Source organism: Alteromonas sp. K632G, assembly GCF_017653625.1.
Lineage (GTDB): Bacteria > Pseudomonadota > Gammaproteobacteria > Enterobacterales > Alteromonadaceae > Alteromonas > Alteromonas naphthalenivorans.
In genome coordinates, this window is sequence record NZ_JAGGDM010000012.1 from 1 (window position 1) to 20724 (window position 20724).

General features: G+C 43.5%; 20 protein-coding genes and 1 pseudogene. 11 read left to right on the forward strand and 10 right to left on the reverse strand.

The features are described from left to right. Positions 1 to 84 precede the first annotated feature (84 nt). Positions 85 to 405, reverse strand: a pseudogene (locus J5X92_RS12520) (polysaccharide lyase family 7 protein); the annotation flags it as partial. 561 nt (positions 406 to 966) lie between these two features. On the opposite strand from J5X92_RS12520, the gene J5X92_RS12525 reads away from it, so the two are divergent. Next, positions 967 to 1245, forward strand: coding sequence for a tRNA-binding protein (locus J5X92_RS12525; protein WP_348272399.1), 279 nt, complete (start codon positions 967 to 969; stop codon positions 1243 to 1245). Positions 1246 to 1333: 88 nt separating this feature from the next. Here the strand turns inward: J5X92_RS12525 and J5X92_RS12530 are convergent, their stop codons facing one another. Both J5X92_RS12530 and yaaA read right to left on the reverse strand, forming a co-directional pair. Continuing rightward, entirely contained in the window at positions 1334 to 1972 is a 639-nt protein-coding gene (locus J5X92_RS12530) for a glutathione S-transferase family protein (protein WP_126873801.1), read from the reverse strand. A 75-nt stretch (positions 1973 to 2047) separates the two neighbouring features. Further along, the gene (gene yaaA / locus J5X92_RS12535) at positions 2048 to 2824 is read right to left on the reverse strand and encodes a peroxide stress protein YaaA (RefSeq protein WP_126873802.1); all 777 of its coding nucleotides are present in this window, start codon (positions 2822 to 2824) and stop codon (positions 2048 to 2050) included. A gap of 288 nt (positions 2825 to 3112) precedes the next feature. Here yaaA and tal point away from each other — a divergent pair, with 288 nt between their 5' ends. The 3 genes from tal (at position 3113) to J5X92_RS12550 (ending at position 6224) form a co-directional block, all read left to right on the forward strand. Further along, positions 3113 to 4072, forward strand: a complete 960-nt coding sequence (gene tal, locus J5X92_RS12540; RefSeq protein WP_013782892.1) for a transaldolase — start codon at positions 3113 to 3115, stop codon at positions 4070 to 4072. Positions 4073 to 4090: 18 nt separating this feature from the next. Beyond that, entirely contained in the window at positions 4091 to 5740 is a 1650-nt protein-coding gene (gene pgi, locus J5X92_RS12545) for a glucose-6-phosphate isomerase (protein ID WP_126873803.1), read from the forward strand. A 307-nt stretch (positions 5741 to 6047) separates the two neighbouring features. Further along, positions 6048 to 6224 (forward strand): DUF3545 family protein, encoded by a 177-nt coding sequence (locus J5X92_RS12550; protein WP_013782890.1) that lies wholly within the window; start codon positions 6048 to 6050, stop codon positions 6222 to 6224. 146 nt (positions 6225 to 6370) lie between these two features. On the opposite strand, the gene ung is transcribed toward J5X92_RS12550, so the two are convergent. The 5 genes from ung to J5X92_RS12575 all read right to left on the reverse strand — a co-directional run bounded on the left by ung (position 6371) and on the right by J5X92_RS12575 (position 13050). Beyond that, positions 6371 to 7030, reverse strand: a complete 660-nt coding sequence (gene ung / locus J5X92_RS12555; protein ID WP_013782889.1) for a uracil-DNA glycosylase — start codon at positions 7028 to 7030, stop codon at positions 6371 to 6373. Further along, positions 7027 to 8313, reverse strand: a complete 1287-nt coding sequence (thrC, locus tag J5X92_RS12560; RefSeq protein ID WP_126873804.1) for a threonine synthase — start codon at positions 8311 to 8313, stop codon at positions 7027 to 7029. Before thrC ends, ung begins: the two co-directional genes overlap by 4 nt. 53 nt (positions 8314 to 8366) lie before the next feature. Next, positions 8367 to 9320 carry a homoserine kinase gene (gene thrB / locus J5X92_RS12565; RefSeq protein ID WP_126873805.1) on the reverse strand — a complete coding sequence of 318 codons (954 nt, stop codon included), beginning with the start codon at positions 9318 to 9320 and terminating at the stop codon, positions 8367 to 8369. A 59-nt stretch (positions 9321 to 9379) separates the two neighbouring features. Continuing rightward, positions 9380 to 11845, reverse strand: a complete 2466-nt coding sequence (thrA, locus tag J5X92_RS12570) for a bifunctional aspartate kinase/homoserine dehydrogenase I (protein WP_126873806.1) — start codon at positions 11843 to 11845, stop codon at positions 9380 to 9382. A gap of 329 nt (positions 11846 to 12174) precedes the next feature. Next, a complete protein-coding gene (locus tag J5X92_RS12575; RefSeq protein WP_126873807.1) occupies positions 12175 to 13050 on the reverse strand; it encodes a LysR substrate-binding domain-containing protein in 876 nt (291 codons plus the stop codon). 236 nt (positions 13051 to 13286) lie between these two features. On the opposite strand from J5X92_RS12575, the gene J5X92_RS12580 reads away from it, so the two are divergent. Beyond that, positions 13287 to 14435 carry an S-(hydroxymethyl)glutathione dehydrogenase/class III alcohol dehydrogenase gene (locus tag J5X92_RS12580; protein ID WP_126873808.1) on the forward strand — a complete coding sequence of 383 codons (1149 nt, stop codon included), beginning with the start codon at positions 13287 to 13289 and terminating at the stop codon, positions 14433 to 14435. 70 nt (positions 14436 to 14505) lie between these two features. Here the strand turns inward: J5X92_RS12580 and J5X92_RS12585 are convergent, their stop codons facing one another. Together J5X92_RS12585 and J5X92_RS12590 are read right to left on the reverse strand one after the other, a co-directional pair. Beyond that, positions 14506 to 15150: a response regulator transcription factor gene (locus J5X92_RS12585; protein WP_126873809.1), complete on the reverse strand. Its 645-nt coding sequence runs from the start codon at positions 15148 to 15150 to the stop codon at positions 14506 to 14508. Continuing rightward, positions 15147 to 16286 (reverse strand): histidine kinase, encoded by a 1140-nt coding sequence (locus J5X92_RS12590; protein ID WP_126873810.1) that lies wholly within the window; start codon positions 16284 to 16286, stop codon positions 15147 to 15149. Before J5X92_RS12590 ends, J5X92_RS12585 begins: the two co-directional genes overlap by 4 nt. Positions 16287 to 16417: 131 nt before the next feature. On the opposite strand from J5X92_RS12590, the gene J5X92_RS12595 reads away from it, so the two are divergent. From J5X92_RS12595 to arsB, 6 genes are all read left to right on the forward strand, one after another. Continuing rightward, entirely contained in the window at positions 16418 to 17164 is a 747-nt protein-coding gene (locus tag J5X92_RS12595; protein ID WP_126873811.1) for a hypothetical protein, read from the forward strand. Between the two features lie 77 nt (positions 17165 to 17241). Continuing rightward, the gene (locus tag J5X92_RS12600; RefSeq protein WP_244360738.1) at positions 17242 to 17910 is read left to right on the forward strand and encodes a protein tyrosine phosphatase family protein; all 669 of its coding nucleotides are present in this window, start codon (positions 17242 to 17244) and stop codon (positions 17908 to 17910) included. A 122-nt stretch (positions 17911 to 18032) separates the two neighbouring features. Continuing rightward, on the forward strand, positions 18033 to 18386 hold the full coding sequence (locus J5X92_RS12605; RefSeq protein WP_208805923.1) for a metalloregulator ArsR/SmtB family transcription factor: 354 nt from the start codon (positions 18033 to 18035) through the stop codon (positions 18384 to 18386). 53 nt (positions 18387 to 18439) lie between these two features. After that, positions 18440 to 18910 (forward strand): arsenate reductase ArsC, encoded by a 471-nt coding sequence (locus J5X92_RS12610; RefSeq protein ID WP_208805888.1) that lies wholly within the window; start codon positions 18440 to 18442, stop codon positions 18908 to 18910. Further along, on the forward strand, positions 18910 to 19629 hold the full coding sequence (gene arsH / locus J5X92_RS12615; protein ID WP_208805889.1) for an arsenical resistance protein ArsH: 720 nt from the start codon (positions 18910 to 18912) through the stop codon (positions 19627 to 19629). The genes J5X92_RS12610 and arsH overlap by 1 nt, the downstream gene beginning before the upstream one ends. A 63-nt stretch (positions 19630 to 19692) precedes the next feature. Further along, positions 19693 to 20706: an ACR3 family arsenite efflux transporter gene (arsB, locus tag J5X92_RS12620; RefSeq protein ID WP_208805890.1), complete on the forward strand. Its 1014-nt coding sequence runs from the start codon at positions 19693 to 19695 to the stop codon at positions 20704 to 20706. Positions 20707 to 20724 lie beyond the last annotated feature (18 nt).

Consider the following 20724-nt stretch of genomic DNA (forward strand, 5'->3'; position numbering starts at 1 on the left):
TCACTGGCATTTTCGATGATGTGGCTACCCATGTACTGCTGAGTGAAATATATGCAGCAAAGATCAACAGGCCCTAGCTACAGTAAAATTGTTTTTAGGAGACTTAGTTTTAATTCGTGTACTTTTTCCACGCAACATATGACGTAGTTCACTACGGGTGTTACTGGAATTTGCGGTTGTCAGCGCTTTGTTTGGAGACGTAAAAACCATGCCGCCGTTTTCGTCCACATAAAAAAAGTCAGGATGGGAAAAATCTTGGATGTCTTTTACTGACACACTATCTGGCTTCCCATCATTATTCTCATCAGTCGGTAGCGTAATATTCCACTCACTTAAATCAAATTTATCAGCGGGAACGTCATCTGCGATAGCACCAACACTAAATATTGAAAGTATGAGCAACATAGCCGCATTACTGCACTTTCCTCGTTGAATGATAACTTTCATAAAAAACCTTTTAAATTATATGTTAAGCGTACTTCTTATGCGGTACTTGCTTGATACGAATCTCTTCCATAACAACAAACGGCTTTACCAATAAACCATCAAGGATGCATTTAAAAGCAGAGATAAAATACCAAAAAACATTACCAACGAAGAATTAATGTAATACCAATTTAACATTCAAACAATTTAATTACAAAATACTTTCATTTCATTCATTAGGTTGTGGAGAACAATTGCCTAGTATGGGCTAGTGAAACGTAAAGGAAGGTTTAAAAGCTAAAAAAGTGTGGGTGTCCATTAGTGGTGAGAATATTGATGAGACTCATGGGTGAAACTCTTTTTGAACCTTGCATTTGTGACTGTCTGCTAAATAGAGGGTCTGCTAGATAGACGCTTGTTCATATTTAATAGGCTAAAGAAGTAGGTTCGTCTAGCCTTCAAATACGTGGGTGTCTATAAATTGCTATACAGAACTATGGGTGTCCAAATTCAAAGAACAGGTACAATTATTAAAGAATTATTGAAACCAGCGAGTTTCCTGAGGCTCGCAAGCCAGCCTACAAACTACTTATTGATTTTTGTGAGGATATTGGAACGCTTAAATCCAGTGCTCAAATAACTGAACACTATCTAGCTGAAGAATTATTGGGAAAGCAAATTGTGGTTATAGTTAACTTTCCGCCCAAACAAATAGGCCCATTTATGTCAGAATGCTTGGTGACAGGTTTCTATCGTGAAGATGGTGTGGTGTTAGTCAGCCCCGACAAACCTGTGCCTAATGGCGCAAAACTGGGCTGACTATTTAACCCGTGGCTACATCGCTCTGCGTCCTTTCTCAAAACGAGCAATCAAGACGAGCTATCAACACTAGCCTCATAAAGCAGGCTTAAGCATCCGCCTTAGCCAAATGCGCAACTTCATTGCGCCATGCTTTTTCATAGGCCGAGCGAGACAACACCCGTTCAGCATATGACTTTACATTGCCGAACTTTAGGTCTAGCTCACTGCCTTTTGCCCATGACAACACTTGGGCTGTCACGATGTCGGCCATTGTGAACAAACTGCCGCACACATACTCTTTGTCATTAAGAAGTAGCGAGAACGCTGTTAACGCTCGATCAAATTCCCACGCTGCTGTGTTTTGCATCTGGGGAATACGATGCTGCTCAGGTAAAGCAAAGGTATGCTTTGCTTTACTCCATAAGGGCTGCTCTAGTTCGCTAACGGCAAATATCATCATTTGCTCATACAACCCACGTTCAAATGTACCTGATGCAGGAATAAACTCTTCCATTGCATGCTTTTCTGCTAAGAAGGTCACTATGGCACCTGACTCAGAAAGGGCACCTTGTTCAGTGACTAATACAGGAATTTTAGTGGCCGGATTAAGTGTTTTAAATGCTGAGTTTAAGTGTTCACCGGCTTTTAAATTCACCACCTTGTACTCGTAAGGTAAGCCAATTTCTTCTAAAGCCCATGCCACCCTTACCGACCGCGTTTTCGGGTATCCATAAAGTGTATACATTGCGTGCTCCGCGTTTAAAATACTTCAATTTAACAGCATAAAGCCATATTGAAGCCAAAACGCGGTGCAAACAGCTTATGCGTCTTGGCGTCGTAAAAAGACTAATTCAGTGGCTGTACTTTGTGACTCGCTATAAACATAACCTTCACTGTCGAAAGCTTGTAACCCTTCAACATCACTTACTTCGTTTTCAATAATATATCTTGCCATTAATCCACGAGCTTTTTTGGCAAAAAAGCTGATAATTTTATATTGATCGTTTTTATAGTCTTTAAAGACAGGTGTAATCACCATACCTTCAAGTTCTTTTTTCTTAACGGCCTTAAAGTATTCATTAGAAGCAAGGTTCACCAAAACGTTATCACCCTGCGCATGCATGGCGTCGTTTAAAACCTGAGTAATACGACTCCCCCAAAACGCATACAAGTCTTTACCTTCCGGGTTAGCAAGCTTGGTACCCATTTCTAAACGGTATGCTTGCATTAAATCTAATGGGCGTAACAAACCGTAAAGGCCTGACAAAATTCGCAAGTGGTCTTGGGCATAGCTAACGGCTTTATTGCTTAGTGTATTAGCGTCTAGCCCTGTGTATACATCACCATTGAATGCGTACATGGCTTGTCGCGCATTATCAGCAGTGAAAGGGGTAGAGAATTCAGCAAATCGATTAGCATTAAGTGTGGCTAACTTGTCACTAATTTTCATTAACGAAGAAAGGTCGGCTGGCGAAAGGGTACGGCACACTTCCATCAAACGCTCTGTGTCTTGAAGCATGGTAGGCTGCGTGAAATCATCCACCTCAATGGGGGTTTCAAAATCTAGGTTTTTCGCTGGGGATACTACAACTAACATCTTCGACTCCTTATCTTTTTCAGGCTTTATTATACCACTGTGAAAAAGTTGAGGTTGAATTTAGCATTAAAAACCCATAAATCAACGTAACAGAGAAATCCGATTAGCCAGTATTTCCCGTGTCTGCGCTATAAATTGTCACACGGGTTTGGTATAACTATACCCAAATACGCAAACGTTTGAACCTATCAAACAATTACGCCCTACATACGCAAAAGCGAACCGCTTTACACGACTTGCCTTTCCGGCAATTCGTCCGAGTTTTTTAATTTAAGATTAGAGAGAATTATGAGCAACCAGCTAGCTTCGTTACGTGAGATCACCACGGTCGTTGCCGACACCGGCGATATCGACGCAATTAAAAAATACCAGCCAGTAGACGCAACAACAAACCCATCTTTGTTGTTAAAAGCCGCCAGCTTGCCTCAGTATGCCAGCCTAATCGACGACTCAGTAGCGTGGGCTAAACTACAATCATCTGATAGCGATCAACAGCTTATCGATGCATCCGACAAACTTGCTGTGGCTATTGGTAAAGAGATTTCAGACTCTATCCCAGGTCGTATTTCTACGGAAGTAGATGCCCGTTTGTCTTTCGACAAAAATGCCACCGTAGAAAAAGCCGAGCGTCTTGTTCAACTTTATCAAGATGCTGGTATCGATAAATCACGTATTCTAATTAAAATGGCATCAACGTGGGAAGGCATTCAGGCTGCCGAAATACTTGAGAAAAAAGGTATTCAGTGCAACCTAACCTTATTATTTAGCTTTGCCCAAGCGCGCGCTTGTGCTGAAGCTGGCGCATATCTTATTTCACCGTTTGTAGGCCGTATTCTAGATTGGTACAAAAAATCGACTGGTAAAACTGAATATGCTGCTGATGAAGATCCAGGTGTGGTGTCGGTTACCAGTATTTACAACTACTACAAAGAACACGGTTACAACACGGTAGTCATGGGCGCAAGCTTCCGCAACATTGGTGAAATCCAATCATTAGCGGGCTGCGATCGCCTAACTATAAGCCCTGCTTTATTAGAAGAGCTTGCCAATGAACCGGGCGAACTTACTGTTAAGCTTAAAGATAATGGCGCGACTAAAACCCCTGGCGATCGTTTGACCGAGTCTGAATTCCGCTGGGAAATGAACCAAGATGCCATGGCAACTGAAAAGCTTTCTGAAGGTATCCGCAACTTCGCAGCAGACCAAGACAAGCTCGAAGTGATGCTTCGTGAAAAGTTAAGTGCATAAACCACAGGGAATTAGTAAATGAGTACACTAACATCATTGCCACAATGGCAAGCACTTAATCAAATTGCAGCTTCAATGAAAGATGCACACATGCGTGATTGGTTTAAGGCTGATCCTAAGCGTGCTGAAAAAATGCAGTTAGAAGCGTGCGGCATTTTTCTTGATTACTCTAAGAACCGCGTAAACGAACACGCGTTAGGTGCACTTTTCGATTTAGCCCGTGCATGTAAGTTAGATGACGCCCGCGACGCCATGTTTAACGGTGAGCAAATCAACAGCACTGAAGGTCGTGCGGTTCTTCATACCGCGTTACGTAACTTCTCTGATTCACCTGTAATGGTTGATGGCGAAGACGTCATGCCCGAAGTACGTGCCACCCTTGATAAAATTCGCGACTTCACTGCATTAGTTCACAGTGGCGAACATAAAGGCTACACAGGCAAATCTGTGAAGCATATTGTTGCGATTGGTATTGGCGGTTCTTTCCTTGGCCCTAAAATTATGACCGAAGCCCTAAAACCTCATACGGTTGAGACGGTTAAGGTTCATTTTGTGGCTAACGTTGACGGCTGCCATATTCATGATGTGTTAACTAAACTCGATCATGAAGAAACCCTTGTCGTGATGTCTTCTAAGTCATTCACTACGCAAGAAACATTGCAAAACACACTTTCTGCCAAGGCTTGGTTTTTAAAATCTGGCGGCACGCAAGAAGATATCGCGAAGCACTTTGTTGCCGTGTCTTCAAATGTAAAAGCGGCCACTGAGTTCGGAATAGCAGAAGATAATATTTTCCCTATGTGGGATTGGGTTGGTGGCCGTTATTCTTTGTGGTCAGCAATTGGGTTACCTATTTCTTTAGCGTTAGGTTTTGAAAACTTTAAAGGTTTACTTGAAGGCGCGTTCGACATGGACACGCACTTTAAAACAGCCCCGTTAGAACAAAACCTACCTGTATTACTTGGACTATTAGGCGTGTGGTATCGTAATTTCTTCGATGCACAGTCTCAAGTACTTCTTCCTTATTACCACTACCTTCGCGGCTTACCTGCTTATGTACAGCAGCTTGATATGGAAAGTAATGGTAAACAAGTCACTCAAGGCGGCGAAGCCGTAGATTACGCCACAGGGCCTATTATTTGGGGTAGTGAAGGTACTAACGGCCAGCACAGCTTCCATCAGCTTATTCACCAAGGCTCTGGGGTTATTCCAGCTGACTTTATGTTGCCGTTGAATGTACCTAACCAAGATGACACACATCATTCGATGTTAGCATCTAACTGCTTTGGCCAAGCGCAAGCGCTTATGCAAGGCAAAACCTTTGATGAGTGTTATGCCGACCTAGAAGGCAAAGGCTTAGACGAAGCGGAACGTACTCGTTTGGCGGCCCACAAGACGATGCCGGGTAACAAGCCTAGTAACACCTTAATGTTTGATAGCCTTACGCCTAAGACACTTGGCGCACTAGTTGCAATGTATGAGCATAAGGTATTCGTTCAGGGTGTTATCTGGAACCTTAACTCATTCGACCAATGGGGCGTAGAGTTAGGAAAAGTACTGGGCAACCAAGTACTAGCAGGCATTCAGGGAAATGCAGAAGAAGAAAGTTTTGACGCATCTACCCAACAATTGATTGCCCGTTTCAGAGCAGCGAATGCACCAAAATAAGGAAGTCCGAGTGATGTAATCACTCAAATTTGGTGCAAATAATAACTGAACGGCCGGCTTACCCCCGGCCGTTTTTATTGGCAGAAAATAAGAACGTACAAGCTAACTTGCTGCTAAGTATGTAACCTGCTAACTGTTTTGCTAAACACACTGACGATATCTACCTGTGTCATCATACTGTCACAATTTGTTAATAAAAAGTAAATTTACTTGTTTTATTTTAATTGTGGCTGTGATACAAAATTATACAGAGGGAATAAATACCAAACTCTGTATTGTTGTAGTGGTAATAAAAAGGAGAATCCCAGTGGACAAATCAGACTTATTTGCCATGTTAGATATTGAAGCAAGCCCAGCGAAAACAAAAAGTAAAAAACGCAAGTGGAGAGAGATTGAAGCGCTTCAAGATCGCTTCAAACTGGAAAAGGAGCTCTCTGAACTCGATTGTGGTTTCGAATACGAGTTAGAAACACTGGAAAGATAATATAAAGGCCGCCTGTTAATAACAGGCGGCCTTTTTACTTTCTGGCTTCTTACTTTCAAAGCGGCATTCAAAGTTGCGAAAGAACGACGCCTAACGTTTGCCTTTTGTTAACCGCGATCCTTTCAATAGGCTACAACTGCCAGAAACTATACCTGCCAAAGAATGGGTGAAAGTCCTTTGCTTGCTAGGTAGGCATTGGTGTCGCTAAAGTGGTGACAGCCAAAGAAGCCTCGGTAGGCTGATAACGGTGACGGATGTGGCGCATGTAGCACACAGTGCTTAGTGCGTTTGATATGCTTGCCTTTCTTTTGTGCATGACTGCCCCACAATAAAAACACCACGTTTTCTGCGTGCGTGTTAATTGCCTCTATTAGCGCATCAGTATAAGTTTCCCATCCCCACTTGGCATGACTATTCGCCTTGCCCTGCTCTACCGTTAACACGGTATTAAGCAGCAGTACACCTTGTTCGGCCCAAGAGGTAAGCGTGCCGTGGTTCGGAATGGAAAAGTCGGTAATATCATTGGCTAATTCTTTATAAATATTAACCAGCGAGGGAGGTGTTTTAATGTTTGGCAATACCGAGAAGCATAAGCCATGAGCTTGATGTGGGCCGTGATAAGGATCTTGCCCCAATATCACCACCTTTACTTTTTCTAGCGGTGTCATCGTCAGGGCGTTAAATACATCTTCTGAAGGCGGGTAAATGACTTTACCCGCTTCACGTTCAGATTCTACTTTTTGCATTAGGGCTTTGAAGTAAGGCTTATCTTCTTCACTGCCCAATGCTTGTGCCCATGTGGTCACGCTTTTAGTAAATCCAACATGTGCTGTTTAAGCGCATCGTAAGATGCAGGCAAATCAACAGCAAGGCTGTCTTCACCGGCTACATCAGCTAACGGCTTAGGCAAGCTAATAGGCGTGCCCAGCACGTTTTCTACCGTTTCGCGGAATTTCGCAGGATGCGCAGTACCTAAGAATAGGCCAATTTCGCCGTCTTCTAAATCGTGGCTAACTGCACGGTAAGCAATAGCGGCGTGAGGCTCACTGGTATAGCCTAATTGCGCTAATTGGCGCATAGCTAGCTGAGTGTACTCTTCATCTACCATTTCGCCTTTTAAGCAGCCTTTATCAACATAGCCCTGCTCGATTAAGGCTTCAATGCGCGGCCAGTTGTTAGGTTGGCTAACATCCATCGCGTTCGACATAGTAGCGACAGTCTTCTTCGGCGCCCACTCGCCAGTTTTTAAATAGCGTGGCACAGTATCATTAGCGTTAGTGGCAGCGATAAAGCGTTTAATTGGCAAGCCCATTGATTTTGCAATCATACCGGCGGTTAAGTTACCAAAGTTTCCACTTGGTACAGAGATAACTAGTTGATCACGCTTATCTTTAGGTAATTGGCTTACCGCTTCAAAGTAATAACATACTTGGGCTAGCAAGCGACTGATATTAATCGAGTTAGCCGAGTTAAGGTGTAAACCTTCACGGATGTCTGGGTCGTCGAATGATGCTTTTACTAAGGACTGACATTCATCAAAATCAGATTCAACAGCTACTGTATGGATATTGCCACCAAGAGTGGTGAACAGCTTTTCTTGCAGGGCGCTAATTTTGCCTTTAGGGAAAAGAATGACCACATTGATATTTTCAATACCGTGAAACGCATGCGCTACCGCAGCACCTGTATCACCAGAAGTGGCGGTAAGAATAGTGACTGGTTTACCTTCACTAATTCTTGATAAGGTTTGCGCCATGAAGCGACCACCAAAATCTTTAAACGCCAATGTCGGTCCGTGGAAAAGCTCCAAGGTATAAATATTGTCGCTTACCTGCTCTACCGGCGCGCCAAAAGCAAATGCGGTATTCACAATATCTTCTAGTTCGCCATTGTTAAGCTCATCACCAATAATGGCACGCAGTACTGCTATGCTGCGCTCCGCGAACGGCATTTCAAGCAGTTCGTCAATGTTGTCTAGTTTCGGGATATGAGTAGGGAAATACAAACCTTGTTGTTTACCCAACCCTCTTTTAACTGCTTCAGAGAATGAGGCAGTGTCCTGTGCGTCTTTTAAATTAACCAATTCCACGTTTTAATACCTTTTATCGTTGTGCCGTAACATCTAGCTGCTGTATCACTTCATTAAGCGATAGGGCCAACCGTGGTTCCCTGCTCAGGGATTTGGCACACATGGCTAAAGCCATCTTCATTTTGAATATAGTGTTCGTCTAAATAGGCAACGATACGCTGCGCTTTTTCTTTACTGTCACATACGGCGAATACGGTTGGGCCGGAACCCGAAATACCAAAGGCTAACGCGCCTTCTTGTTCGCTGAAGGCTCTTGCTTCATCGAAACCCGGCAGTAACTGTTTACGATACGGTTCTGCAATTACATCTTTCATTACCGAGGCAGCAAGATCATTTTCACCTGCATGCAAGGCGTGTACAAACACCCCTAACTGGCGACCAAAAGTGAGCGCCGTGGCCATATCAACCTGCTTGGGTAATATGTCACGGGCGGCCGCCGTAGATACGCTAATGCCAGAATAACAAATAGCATAATACCAGTCTTTCACTAAAGGCAGCGATAAGGTTACAGGAGATGTTGCCCCAGTCATCAATGTCATGCCGCCAACATAACATGGCGCCACGTTGTCGTAGTGAATGCTACCGCTGATTTGCCCTTCTAGTTCACCCATCATGGTCAATAAAGTGTCTTCATCGAAGGGATAATCATAAAAAGCGTTTAATGCGACAAAAGCGGCAACAATAGAACTTGCGCTCGACCCCAAACCGCTGCCTATTGGCAAGTTTTTCGATAAAATCATCGCCACTGGTGAAGTCGCTTTCCCGACTTTCTCCATTTGCGCACAAAAGTAGTGATAGCATTGAGTCACAATATTGCTGTCTGCGTCGCTAGGCAATTTGTGTGCGAAAGGGCCAACCGTGGTTAACGAAAAGGTATCTGCACTTTCAATATCGACTTCGTCGCCCAAGCGCGAACCATCGACAGGGGCAAGTGCGGCGCCTAATACATCAAACCCTAAACTTACATTGCCAATAGATGCTGGCGCATATGCTCGTAATGCTTTCATAATACTTTTCTTTAATTACTCTTTAAACTTCAGTGGCTCTTTAACGTTAAAAAAGCCAATTAGTGTGCCATTTGCTTCCAAGGCATAGTACGTAATATATCAGCAAATACCCCCGCAGCCGTTACTGTACCACCTGCCCCATAGCCTCGAATAACATAAGGAATAGGCTGGTAATAATCACTGTTAATGGCCAACGCGTTCTCGCCGTCTTTCACTTGCGATAATGGGTTAGACGCAGGCACTGCTTGAATCGTTACCTTACACTTGTCGCCTTCAATGCTACCTATATAACGAAGTACTTTTCCTTCGGCTTTTGCAGCATCTACACGCTTAGCAAATTCAGCATCAAGTTCAGGCAACTGTGTCATGAATTCTTCAATGGAACAGTCTTCAGCAAAACCAGCAGGTAATACCGATTCTATTTCAATATCAGAAAGCTCAAGCTTTAAGTCTGCTTCACGGGCCATAATAAGAAGCTTACGGGCAACGTCCATTCCGCTTAAGTCATCACGAGGATCTGGCTCGGTATAGCCATTATCTTTCGCTGTACTTGTCGCTTGAGATAGCGACATTCCTTCTTCCAACTTGCCAAATACGTAAGACAAACTGCCTGATAATATGCCTTCAAAACGGTGTAATACATCACCTGCACTGAATAGTTTTTGAAGGTTGTCGATTACCGGTAATCCTGCGCCTACCGTAGTTTCGTATAGATACTGACGATTCGTAGATAATGCTGTTTTCTTCAACTTACGGTAGTAGTCTAGTGAACTGGTATTGGCTTTCTTATTCGGTGTCACTACGTGAAAGCCATTTTCCATCATGTCTACATATTGCTGAGCAATAGCATCGTGGCTAGTGCAATCCACAATGACCGGGTTTACCAAGCTGTTCTCGTCCACAAACTGTTGTAAACGTTCAACGGAAAGCCCTTCACTGGCCGCATCTAATGCTGGCTTCCAGTCTTGGCTTAAATCTATGCCTTGACTGTTAAGTAACAACTTACGGCTATTCGCAATACCGTATACCCGCAGCTGTACATTACGATTAAGTAAAGCTGGCTGTTGTTTTGCTATTTGGCTTAAAAGCTCAGTACCCACGTTACCGCACCCTACCAAAAACACATCAATGGTATGGCGGTCTGAGAAAAAATTCTGGTGAATAACCTTAACCGCTTTTTTCGCCCGCTTGTTTTCGATAACTGTTGAAATAGAACGCTCTGATGAGCCTTGTGCTATCGCCACGTTATTAACGCGGGCTTGCGCCAACGAGTTAAAGAAGCGTGCCGCCAAGCCTTTCGCATGACGCATACCGTCACCCACTAAGGTAACAATCGCTAAGTCATGGCGCACTTCGATAGGGTCTAACAATTGGTTTTGCAACTCTAGCGCAAAGGCATCTTCTAACAAGCTTAACGCGCGATCAGCATCTTTACTTTGAATACAGAAGCTTATTGAGTATTCAGAAGAAGACTGAGTGATTAGGCTTATTGAAATATTCGCATTCGACATCACCTCAAAAACACGGCTTGCCATGCCAACCATGCCTTTAAGACCAGGGCCTGCCACGTTGAACATAGTGACATTATCAAGTTGAGAGATACCTTTAACCGAGGTCCACTTTTCGCTGGCTTCATTACTAATTAACGTACCAGGCGCCGCTGGGTTCAGCGTATTACGAATCAAACATGGAATATGATGCTGGGCAATGGGGCCGATAGTTTTCGGGTGAAGTACTTTTGCACCAAAGTACGAAAGCTCCATGGCTTCTTGATAAGTAAGCTTATCAAGCAATACCGCCCCTTCAACTTGATTCGGATCGGCATTGTAAACACCGTCTACGTCAGTCCAAATTTCACAACAACTCGCATCAATACAAGCTGCTAAGATAGCCGCTGAGTAGTCAGAACCATTGCGACCAAGCGTAACTTTTTCACCGGCTTCGTTAGCCGCAACAAACCCAGGCATGACCAGTAACTCACTACCATCGATAGGCACATCGGTAAAGCGCGCTTTACTTAACGAAACATCAGCAATGCTGTCTAGGTACTCACCTTCTGCAAGAATGTAAGTCACCGGGTCGATAATACGATTTTTCACGCCTTTAGCGCTTAAGATACCGCTAAATAACGTTACCGAGATGTACTCGCCAATACTTAAAATACCTGCGGCAATATTGTCAGGTGCAACACCTAATAGTTTAATACCATCGAGGTGTTGATTAAGTACACGCAGTTGCGCAAGAATGAAGTCGGTAACATCCGCGTGTGCGAAGCCGCTGAGCTCTTCGTTTAGTGCATCAGCAATACCGGTCACGGTAGACGTTAATTTTTCAAATAGAGGGTGGAAATCTTCGCCAGCGGCTGCCTGCTCACATAAAAGTGACAATGCATTCGTTACCCCTTTAGGGGCAGAAAGTACCACTGCAGCGCCATCGGTTTGGTGGGTGGCCGTGCTAATGTCGTTCACGCGCAAGTAGCGCGGTGCGTCGGCAAGTGATGAGCCCCCAAACTTTAAGACTTTCATGTGCTGCTCCTATATCGGTTACGCCAGGTTACTGCTTTAAATCGGTTACGATGACGTGAGTAAAAAAAAGCCCGCTCTCTGTGAGGGCGGGCTTTCGTTGTCTTATGCTTACTTGCACTAGCCAGCGACCGCCCGTTTTAAGGTGGTAATCATAATGCTGGTGGTGCCAATAAGAAGAATCGTTTTCATAGGGTCAATTTGCCGTATAGACGTCTATCTGTCAACCGCAGTTTTCACCATACTGTATTGCAAAAAGTGAAACACAAAGTATTTCACGTTTCGATTTAAGCGATAATCAATCAAGCAATGCTAGATTCGGGTAGTAAGAACTATTCATCATCAACTAATTTCGCAGATAAAAAATCAACTAACAAGCGTATTTTTGGCACTAAATGCCTGTTCGATGGAAACAATGCCCATACCGCTTCTCGCTTGTCTCGATATGATGATAGTACTTCTATTAACTTGCCTGCCGCTAACGACTCACGTACATAAAATCCTGGCAGCTGTACTAAACCCAGTCCGGCCAATGCAGCATGATGTAAGGCATTACCACTATTATACTTCACTCTTCCCTTCACACGCACGGTTTGCACTTGCCCTTCATGATTAAACCGCCAAAGGGGCTGAGATCCTACTAAGCACTGGTGTTCGCTGAGCATGTCGGTACGCTTCGGTGCAGGGAAGGCATTTAAATATTCAGGGCTGGCGCATACATATAGCTGTCGAGTAGCCAGCTTTTTGGCCACCAACGTAGAATCTTCTAAATTACCTATGCGTATGGCAAGGTCATAACCTTCATCAATAATATCCATGGTGTCGTTAGTAAAACGACACTCTACTTCTATACCTTCGTATTTTTTTAAAAACTGATTAATAAGCGGGGCGATAAAAGCTTCGCCAAAAGCGACCGGAACCGTGAGTTTAATCAGCCCTTGGGGTACTTTTTGAAGTTGGCTAATATTGAGCTCAGCCTCTTCTAACGCTTTTAGTGCTGGTTGGCATTGTTCAAAATAAATATGTCCTGCTTGAGTGAGTGACACACTTCGGGTGGTACGGTTGAATAACTTCACTCCCAAACGCTTTTCCACATTGGCGACTTTTCTACTTATTTGCGCGCCCGACGTATTTAATTTAGCAGCAGCCGCAGTAAAGCTGCCTGTACTCGCTACTGCACAAAATTCTACAATACCTTCCCATGTCATCGTTTATACCTTTACAGATTCTCGTTTTTTAGCATGGCGCTATGGGGATAAACACTCACTAGAAGACGCCAGTTAACTTACAATTAAACACCAACACATTATTACACTCAAGTAATAATGAATTACCAAATCTGTATTTATAAAGTCACGCCTCAGGTCTATAATCTATTTCATAACGTAAGAAATTAAAGGTAACGACATCGTGTTGTTTACTTACACTTATTTAGGAGCATGCCATGACATTAGCATTGAAAGATGGTCAGACACATATTAAGTCCAAAGCAGCCGTTGCATGGGCCGCTGGTGAACCGTTAAAGATGGAAGAGATTGATGTTGAATTTCCAAAAAAAGGCGAAGTACTAGTACGTATTGTTGCCAGCGGCGTGTGTCATACCGATGCATTTACGCTTTCAGGTGATGATCCAGAAGGTGTGTTTCCTTCAGTACTTGGCCACGAAGGTGGCGGTATTGTAGAAATGGTAGGTGAAGGGGTGACGTCTGTTGAAGTAGGCGACCATGTTATTCCTTTATACACAGCGGAATGCGGTGAATGTAAATTCTGTACGTCTGGCAAAACAAACTTATGCCAAGCGGTTCGTGAAACTCAAGGAAAAGGCTTAATGCCTGATGGCACCAGCCGCTTTTCGAAAGATGGTGAGCCAATTTACCATTACATGGGTTGCTCTACTTTTTCTGAATACACCGTATTGCCAGAAATTTCACTGGCTAAAGTGAACAAATCAGCGCCGCTTGAAGAAGTCTGCTTGTTAGGCTGTGGCGTTACCACGGGTATGGGCGCTGTGCTTAATACTGCTAAGGTAAAAGAAGGCGATACCGTTGCTATATTTGGCTTAGGCGGCATTGGGCTTTCAGCTATTATTGGTGCACGTATGGCGGGCGCTAGTCGTATTATTGGTATTGATATTAACGAAAGTAAATTCGACCTTGCTACGCAACTTGGTGCTACAGACCTTGTTAACCCTAAAAATTTCGACAAACCTATTCAGGAAGTGATAGTTGAAATGACCGACGGCGGCGTAGATTACTCTTTTGAGTGTATCGGTAACGTGAATGTGATGCGTTCAGCACTCGAGTGCTGCCACAAAGGTTGGGGCGAATCAGTTATTATTGGTGTAGCGGGTGCTGGCCAGGAAATATCTACTCGTCCATTCCAGTTAGTAACTGGCAGAGTATGGCGTGGTTCTGCTTTTGGCGGTGTGAAAGGTCGCTCTGAACTACCGGGTATTGTTGAACGCTACCTAGAGGGTGAATTTGGCTTACAAGAATTCATTACACACACAATGGGGCTTGATGGCATCAATGATGCGTTCGATTTAATGCATAAAGGCGAAAGTATTCGTTCTGTTGTGCACATGGATAAATAGCGCTTAGCTTCTAACAAACTGTGTTTAAGTGTTAAAAGGCCCGCATTAGCTAATGCAGGCCTTTTTATGTTTATAACCACCCTAACTCTAGCGCTTTTAGCACGGCTCGTGTTCTATCTCTCACGCCCATTTTCGCCATAATGGCAGACACTTGATTCTTAACCGTACCGGTTGATTTAAACATAGCTTCAGATATTTCTTTATTACTGTAGCCAGCGGCCACTAAACGTAAGATCTCAATTTCCTTTGGGCTCAAGGTTTCTGGTTGTTCAAATGACTCGAAACTAACCTCTAACCCGTGCAACCCTTTTAGTACTTTTTCGGTAACACTGGGCTGAATAAGGGTTTCCCCATTAACGACGGATTTAATTGCGTCAATTAAGGTTTCAAGTGAGACATCTTTAAGCAAATACCCTTTCGCCCCCGACTGCATCGCTTGAGTAACCAGTTCATGATCGTCAAATGTGGTTAACATAATAACGGGGGTATCAATGTTATGTTTTCGCATTGCACGCAAAGCATCAATACCCGTCATCTCGGGCATTCGGATATCCATCAATACAATATCTGCACTATTAGCATTAAGTGCATCAATAACATAAGCACCGTCATCACACTCGGCCACGACTTCTACACTATCATCCAATGCCAACAAGGAGCGTATCCCTTGTCGCACTAACATTTGATCTTCAACTAATACAACACGAATACTCATACTGGCTCCGGCAACAACACATGCGTAAAAAACCCATGTTTATTAAAACTAAATTTCACCGAACCACCTGACTCTTCAATTCGCTCCGACATCCCCGTCAACCCATTACCTAACTGAATTGTTTTTGCCGTAGGCACTTGCTCATCTTGCAGCGTTAATGAATACCCTTTTTCGCTTTTATCTAAGGTGACTTGTAATTGCGCAGACTGCGTATGCTTAATGGTATTGGTTAAGCTTTCTTGTACGCAGCGAAGTAAGATATCTGCTGTCGTGACATCTTCAATGCTGACATTATCGGCAATAGATAATTGAAGGCTTGGACGCGGTAAGTCTTTAAATAATGCCCTTACCGCTTGCTGCCAATCTAATGGGGCGTTTTCGCGAATATCAGAAACCGCTTCTCGCACATCTGATAGAAGCAACTTTGCTAAGCTGTGACACTGGTCTACGTGGGTCTTTACTTCATCTTCCCCAGCACCTTTGGCTTTATGTGAAGCCACCTGCAAGTGGATGGTAAGCGCGGTTAAGTGGTGCCCTAATACATCGTGTATATTTCTGGCAATGCGCAGCCTTTCGTCTTGTCGACCGGCTTGGTGAATGAGTTGCTGGGCACTGGTTAACTGTCGATTTAGTGCTTCAGATTTCTCTCTGGCGGACTTTTCTTTAATAGCTACATTCGACATCATCATGGCAAATAAATTAAATGTCCAAAACAGTGCGGCCGTTAGCCATGCGTAGGGATCTTGCCAATAGAAGGTGTGAATCACCCCTAAAGGTAAAGCCGCTAATACTGAAACAGCCAAACATTTTCTCCACCCTAAGTAATAAGGTAGCAATGCCGACCATACCACTAAGTATATAGCGAGATAACTGTAAGGCAGTAAAAGCAAACTCCCTACTGCCAATAAGTACATTACAATTAATAGCGGAATACGCCAAGAAGGAAGCGACGTGTCCCGCCTAGTTACCACACTAAAGCACAGCGCTAGCCCAACTGCTGCGGCAACAATCAACCACGGTCTGTGGGATGAGACACCATATTGACTAAATGCGTAGTAAAGCGCAGAGCTACTCACAAACAGCCATGTTACTAAGGCGCTTGCTCGCTCTATATTCATAAAACTGAGTATTTTCATAAACCTATTATTAACTTAAGCTACGAAAAATACATAGGCCAAAAGTCACTTTTTATCTTGTGACCTTCGGCACTAATACTAAACAGAAGATATCGGCAAACTGGCTACATCAAATATTTAAGGTGTAAGTCATGCAAAACATTCACAGCGCTATCGTTCTATTTCACATTATTTGTGGTGCAATTTCACTGCTACTTTTTTGGGGGCCATGTTTTACCAAAAAAGGCGGAAAACAACATAAAAAGGTAGGTAATGTTTACCTAGCCACAATGACGCTGACATCAGTCAGTGGTGTAGTTAGCTCATCATTAGTACTGCTTGCTCCCCTTCTCATCTTTCCGACGATGCCGGCGCATTTTGAATCTGTGGAGTACTTTCTTGCTTACCTTCAAGGCCAGTATATTTTCTTGCTCATGCTAAGCCTGCTGGTTTGGAATAATGTCAGGCACGCTAAAAGAGTCTTAGAGGTAAAAGTTAACCGAGGCGAGCTTCGGAAGGTTAAATATTTATGGTTACCTACTGCACTATTTGTTGTAGCCAGTATCGCGTTGTATCAGGGCATAAAATACAACATTACGCTGACTCAAATTTTTGCGCCTATCGCACTATTTAACAGCGTTGGCATTGTGCGATATGCATTCAAAAAAGACATTGCTAAAGGAGCATGGGTGATTCAACACATCGGGCATATTATTGGCTCAGGCATTGGAGCCTACACAGCATTTTTCGCTTTCGGTGGCCGCAACCTATTTCAAAGCCTACCCTTGCTTCAGATAGGAAGTTGGGTATTGCCAAGTTTGATCGGTGTCCCTTTTACTATATGGCTAAGCAGAAAGTATTTGAATATGTTTAACCCAAATCTAAAAGCCGCAAAGTAACCACGCAATTGTATTTATTTGTTATTTAGCGCAGTCTACACTTTATAAATAAGTGCTACTTGGTAATCATAATTGCTATGAAATATAAAATTGTAACTCTCTTTTCTTTGTCTATTGTTCTATCTACAACAGTGGTCGCTATGGGCCAAACAGTGGCAGTTGATACAACCACTGTCTCTACTACCAATTCAGCGCAAAGTGCAGCGCAAAATACAGCAACAGTAGCTGCGCCCCAGGCAGAGGTAACCCTAGAATCACTCACCAATTACCAAGTTAATAACGAACACATGGTGAGCTCAGGTTTGCCTTCTGCTGCGCATTTTCAATTATTGAAAGACGAGGGGATAAGTAGGGTTATAGATCTCATTCCCGGCGAGCGAGGGCAAGAACAGCTAATGGTTGAAGCACTATCGCTTAACTATCACAACATTCAAGTTGAATGGGAACACCCCACCCTTGCCAATTTCAAAGAGTATACGGGCTATATGGCTCAAGCAAATTCAGCCGATGATAAGGTGCTTACTCATTGTAAATTGAATTGGCGAGGTGCCGTATTTACCTATTTGTACCGCATTACCGCATTAGGTGAATCAGAGCTATCGGCTAAACAAGACTTACTGGCAATTTGGCAACCGAATCAAACCTGGTTTCAATTTATTAATACCGTGATAGATGACTTTAACCAAACCCACAATGCTCAACTCGTTACCTCTGTAACGCCTCAGATAGAGCCTCTTGAACAATAATTTCTAATTACATCTTGGTAGCGACATCACCACGAGCATAGTAAGAATTCATTTGAGTTTGACATATACGAAAATTCATATATGATTCCAACATATATGATTTAGCGTATTTGAGATAAATGATGACTGCAGCAACTTCTACTTCATGCGTTTCGCTTTCACCTCTTTCATTGTTTAAATGTTTAGCGGAAGAAACTCGGCTAAAAACACTGCTTATGCTTTGTGTTAAAGACGAACTTTGTGTGTGTGATTTAACTGACGCGCTCAATCTTAGCCAACCCAAAATATCCCGTCATCTGGCCGATTTACGTAAATGCGGGCTAGTGGTTGACGACCGACGTGGTAAATGGGTTTATTACCGCCTCAACCCAGCGCTTCCTGCCTGGGCCAAAGAAGTGATTCATTTATCTGCCACAAACAACGCTGACTATATTAGCGATGCCCTAAACAACCTTAAATGTGACGCGGGCTGTTAAACGCCCTTCTTACTTTTTTCAAATATGTGACGTAAACCATCAGGATTTTTGTAATGAAAATATTGTATATCTGCACGCACAACCGTTGCCGTAGCATCCTTTGCGAAGCCATTACTAATGCTTCAAGCAATTCATCTTTAGAATCGCGCAGTGCGGGAAGCCAGCCTGTGGGTGAAGTACATCCGTTGTCAGTAAAGTACCTTGCCGAGCGTGGCTATAGTACCGATGGGCTTAAAAGCCAGTCTTGGGACGACTTTGAAGACTACCAGCCTGACATTGTCATTACCGTGTGCGACTCAGCAGCGGGTGAAGCTTGCCCTGTGTATTTTGGTAATTCTCTTAAGTTGCACTGGGGTCTTGAAGATCCTTCGAAATTAGAAGGTAGTGAAGAAGACAAAGCCCAAGCGTTCTACAACACCATCGATATTATTGAAAGCCGCGTTGCCGTATTAAGTGATATTGCATCTCGTAACCTTGCTATCGAAGACGTTAAAAAGGCGCTTCAGGAAAAAGGGGCTCAGTAATGTCAGAAAAAACATCACCTTCTGATAACTTAGTGACAAGCGTTGCGCCTGCACCTACAGCAGACGACTTCGCAAAAACGTATTCTGAACACAAACCGCGCATATTGTTACTTTACGGCTCGTTAAGAGAGCGCTCTTACAGCCGTTTAGTCATTGAAGAAAGCGCACGCCTGCTTGAGTACTATGGTTGTGAAGCTAAGATTTTTGATCCTAGAGGGTTGCCACAACCAGACACGGAAGATGACACCCATCCAAAAGTAAAAGAGCTTCGCGAGCTAATGATGTGGTCTGAAGGGCAAATTTGGTGCTCGCCTGAACGTCACGGCAGTATGACAGGCATTATTAAAAGTATTATCGACTGGGTACCATTAAGCATTGGCGCGGTGCGCCCAACTCAAGGGAAAACCTTAGCCGTAATGCAAGTCAGTGGTGGCTCTCAATCATTCAACGCAGTGAATCAAATGCGTGTGCTTGGTCGCTGGATGCGCATGCTGACCATTCCTAACCAGTCTTCGGTGGCAAAAGCCTTTTTAGAATTTGAAGACGATGGCCGCATGAAGCCTTCTTCTTACTACAACCGCATCGTGGATGTGGTTGAAGAACTGGTGAAATTTACACTGCTGACCCGCGACAACAAAGATCATCTTGTTAATCGCTATTCTGAGCGCGTTGAAAGCGCAGAGGAATTAAGTAAACGGGTCAACCAAAAAACGATTTAAGCAATATTGTGTAGAACAGATTGTAAGTTTTAAAGACATCAACGTCATTAAGGACACTGTCTCATGGGATTTTTCGAACGATACTTATCCGTATGGGTAGGACTTTGTATTATTGCAGGTGTAACCGTCGGCAGTCTTTTTCCAGACTTCTTTGCGCTAGTAGCTAGCCTTGAATATGCTCACGTAAATTTGGTAATTGCTGTACTAATTTGGCTCATGATTTACCCAATGATGATTCAAATTGATTTTTCATCCATAAAAGATGTGGGTAAAAAGCCCAAAGGGCTGGTACTTACCTTAGTCGTGAACTGGTTGATAAAGCCTTTCACAATGGCGCTACTTGGCTGGTTATTCTTCAAAGGCATTTTTGCCGATTGGGTAGACCCACAAACGGCCACTGAATATATCGCGGGTATGATTTTACTAGGTGTAGCACCGTGTACTGCCATGGTATTTGTATGGAGCCACTTAACAAAAGGCGATGCAAACTACACCTTAGTTCAAGTCTCTATTAACGACTTGATAATGATTATCTTATTTGCCCCTATCACGGCTATGTTATTGGGTGTTACCGATATCACAGTACCCTGGAATACCTTGATCCTATCTGTAGTGCTATATGTGGTATTGCCGCTCATCGCTGGTGTTATCACACGTAAGAAGATGGAGAAAAAAGGCGAGCAAGCGGTTACGGCAATTATTGAACGCTTTAAGCCATTTTCGGTACTTGGGCTGTTAATTACCATTGTATTGCTGTTTGGCTTTCAAGCAGAAACAATATTAGCCCAGCCTCAAGACATCGTGCTTATCGCGATACCGCTTCTTATTCAAACCTACGGTATTTTTGCGATAGCGTATTTTGCAGCGAAAAAAATGAAGCTACCTCACAATGTTGCGGCGCCTGCTTGCATGATTGGTACGTCTAACTTTTTCGAATTAGCCGTTGCGGTAGCCATATCCTTATTTGGCTTACATAGCGGTGCTGCCCTAGCAACCGTTGTTGGTGTGCTGGTTGAAGTACCAGTTATGTTATCGCTGGTATGGTTCGCGAATAGAACCCGTCATTGGTTTGACTAGCATGAGCATTCATTAGCG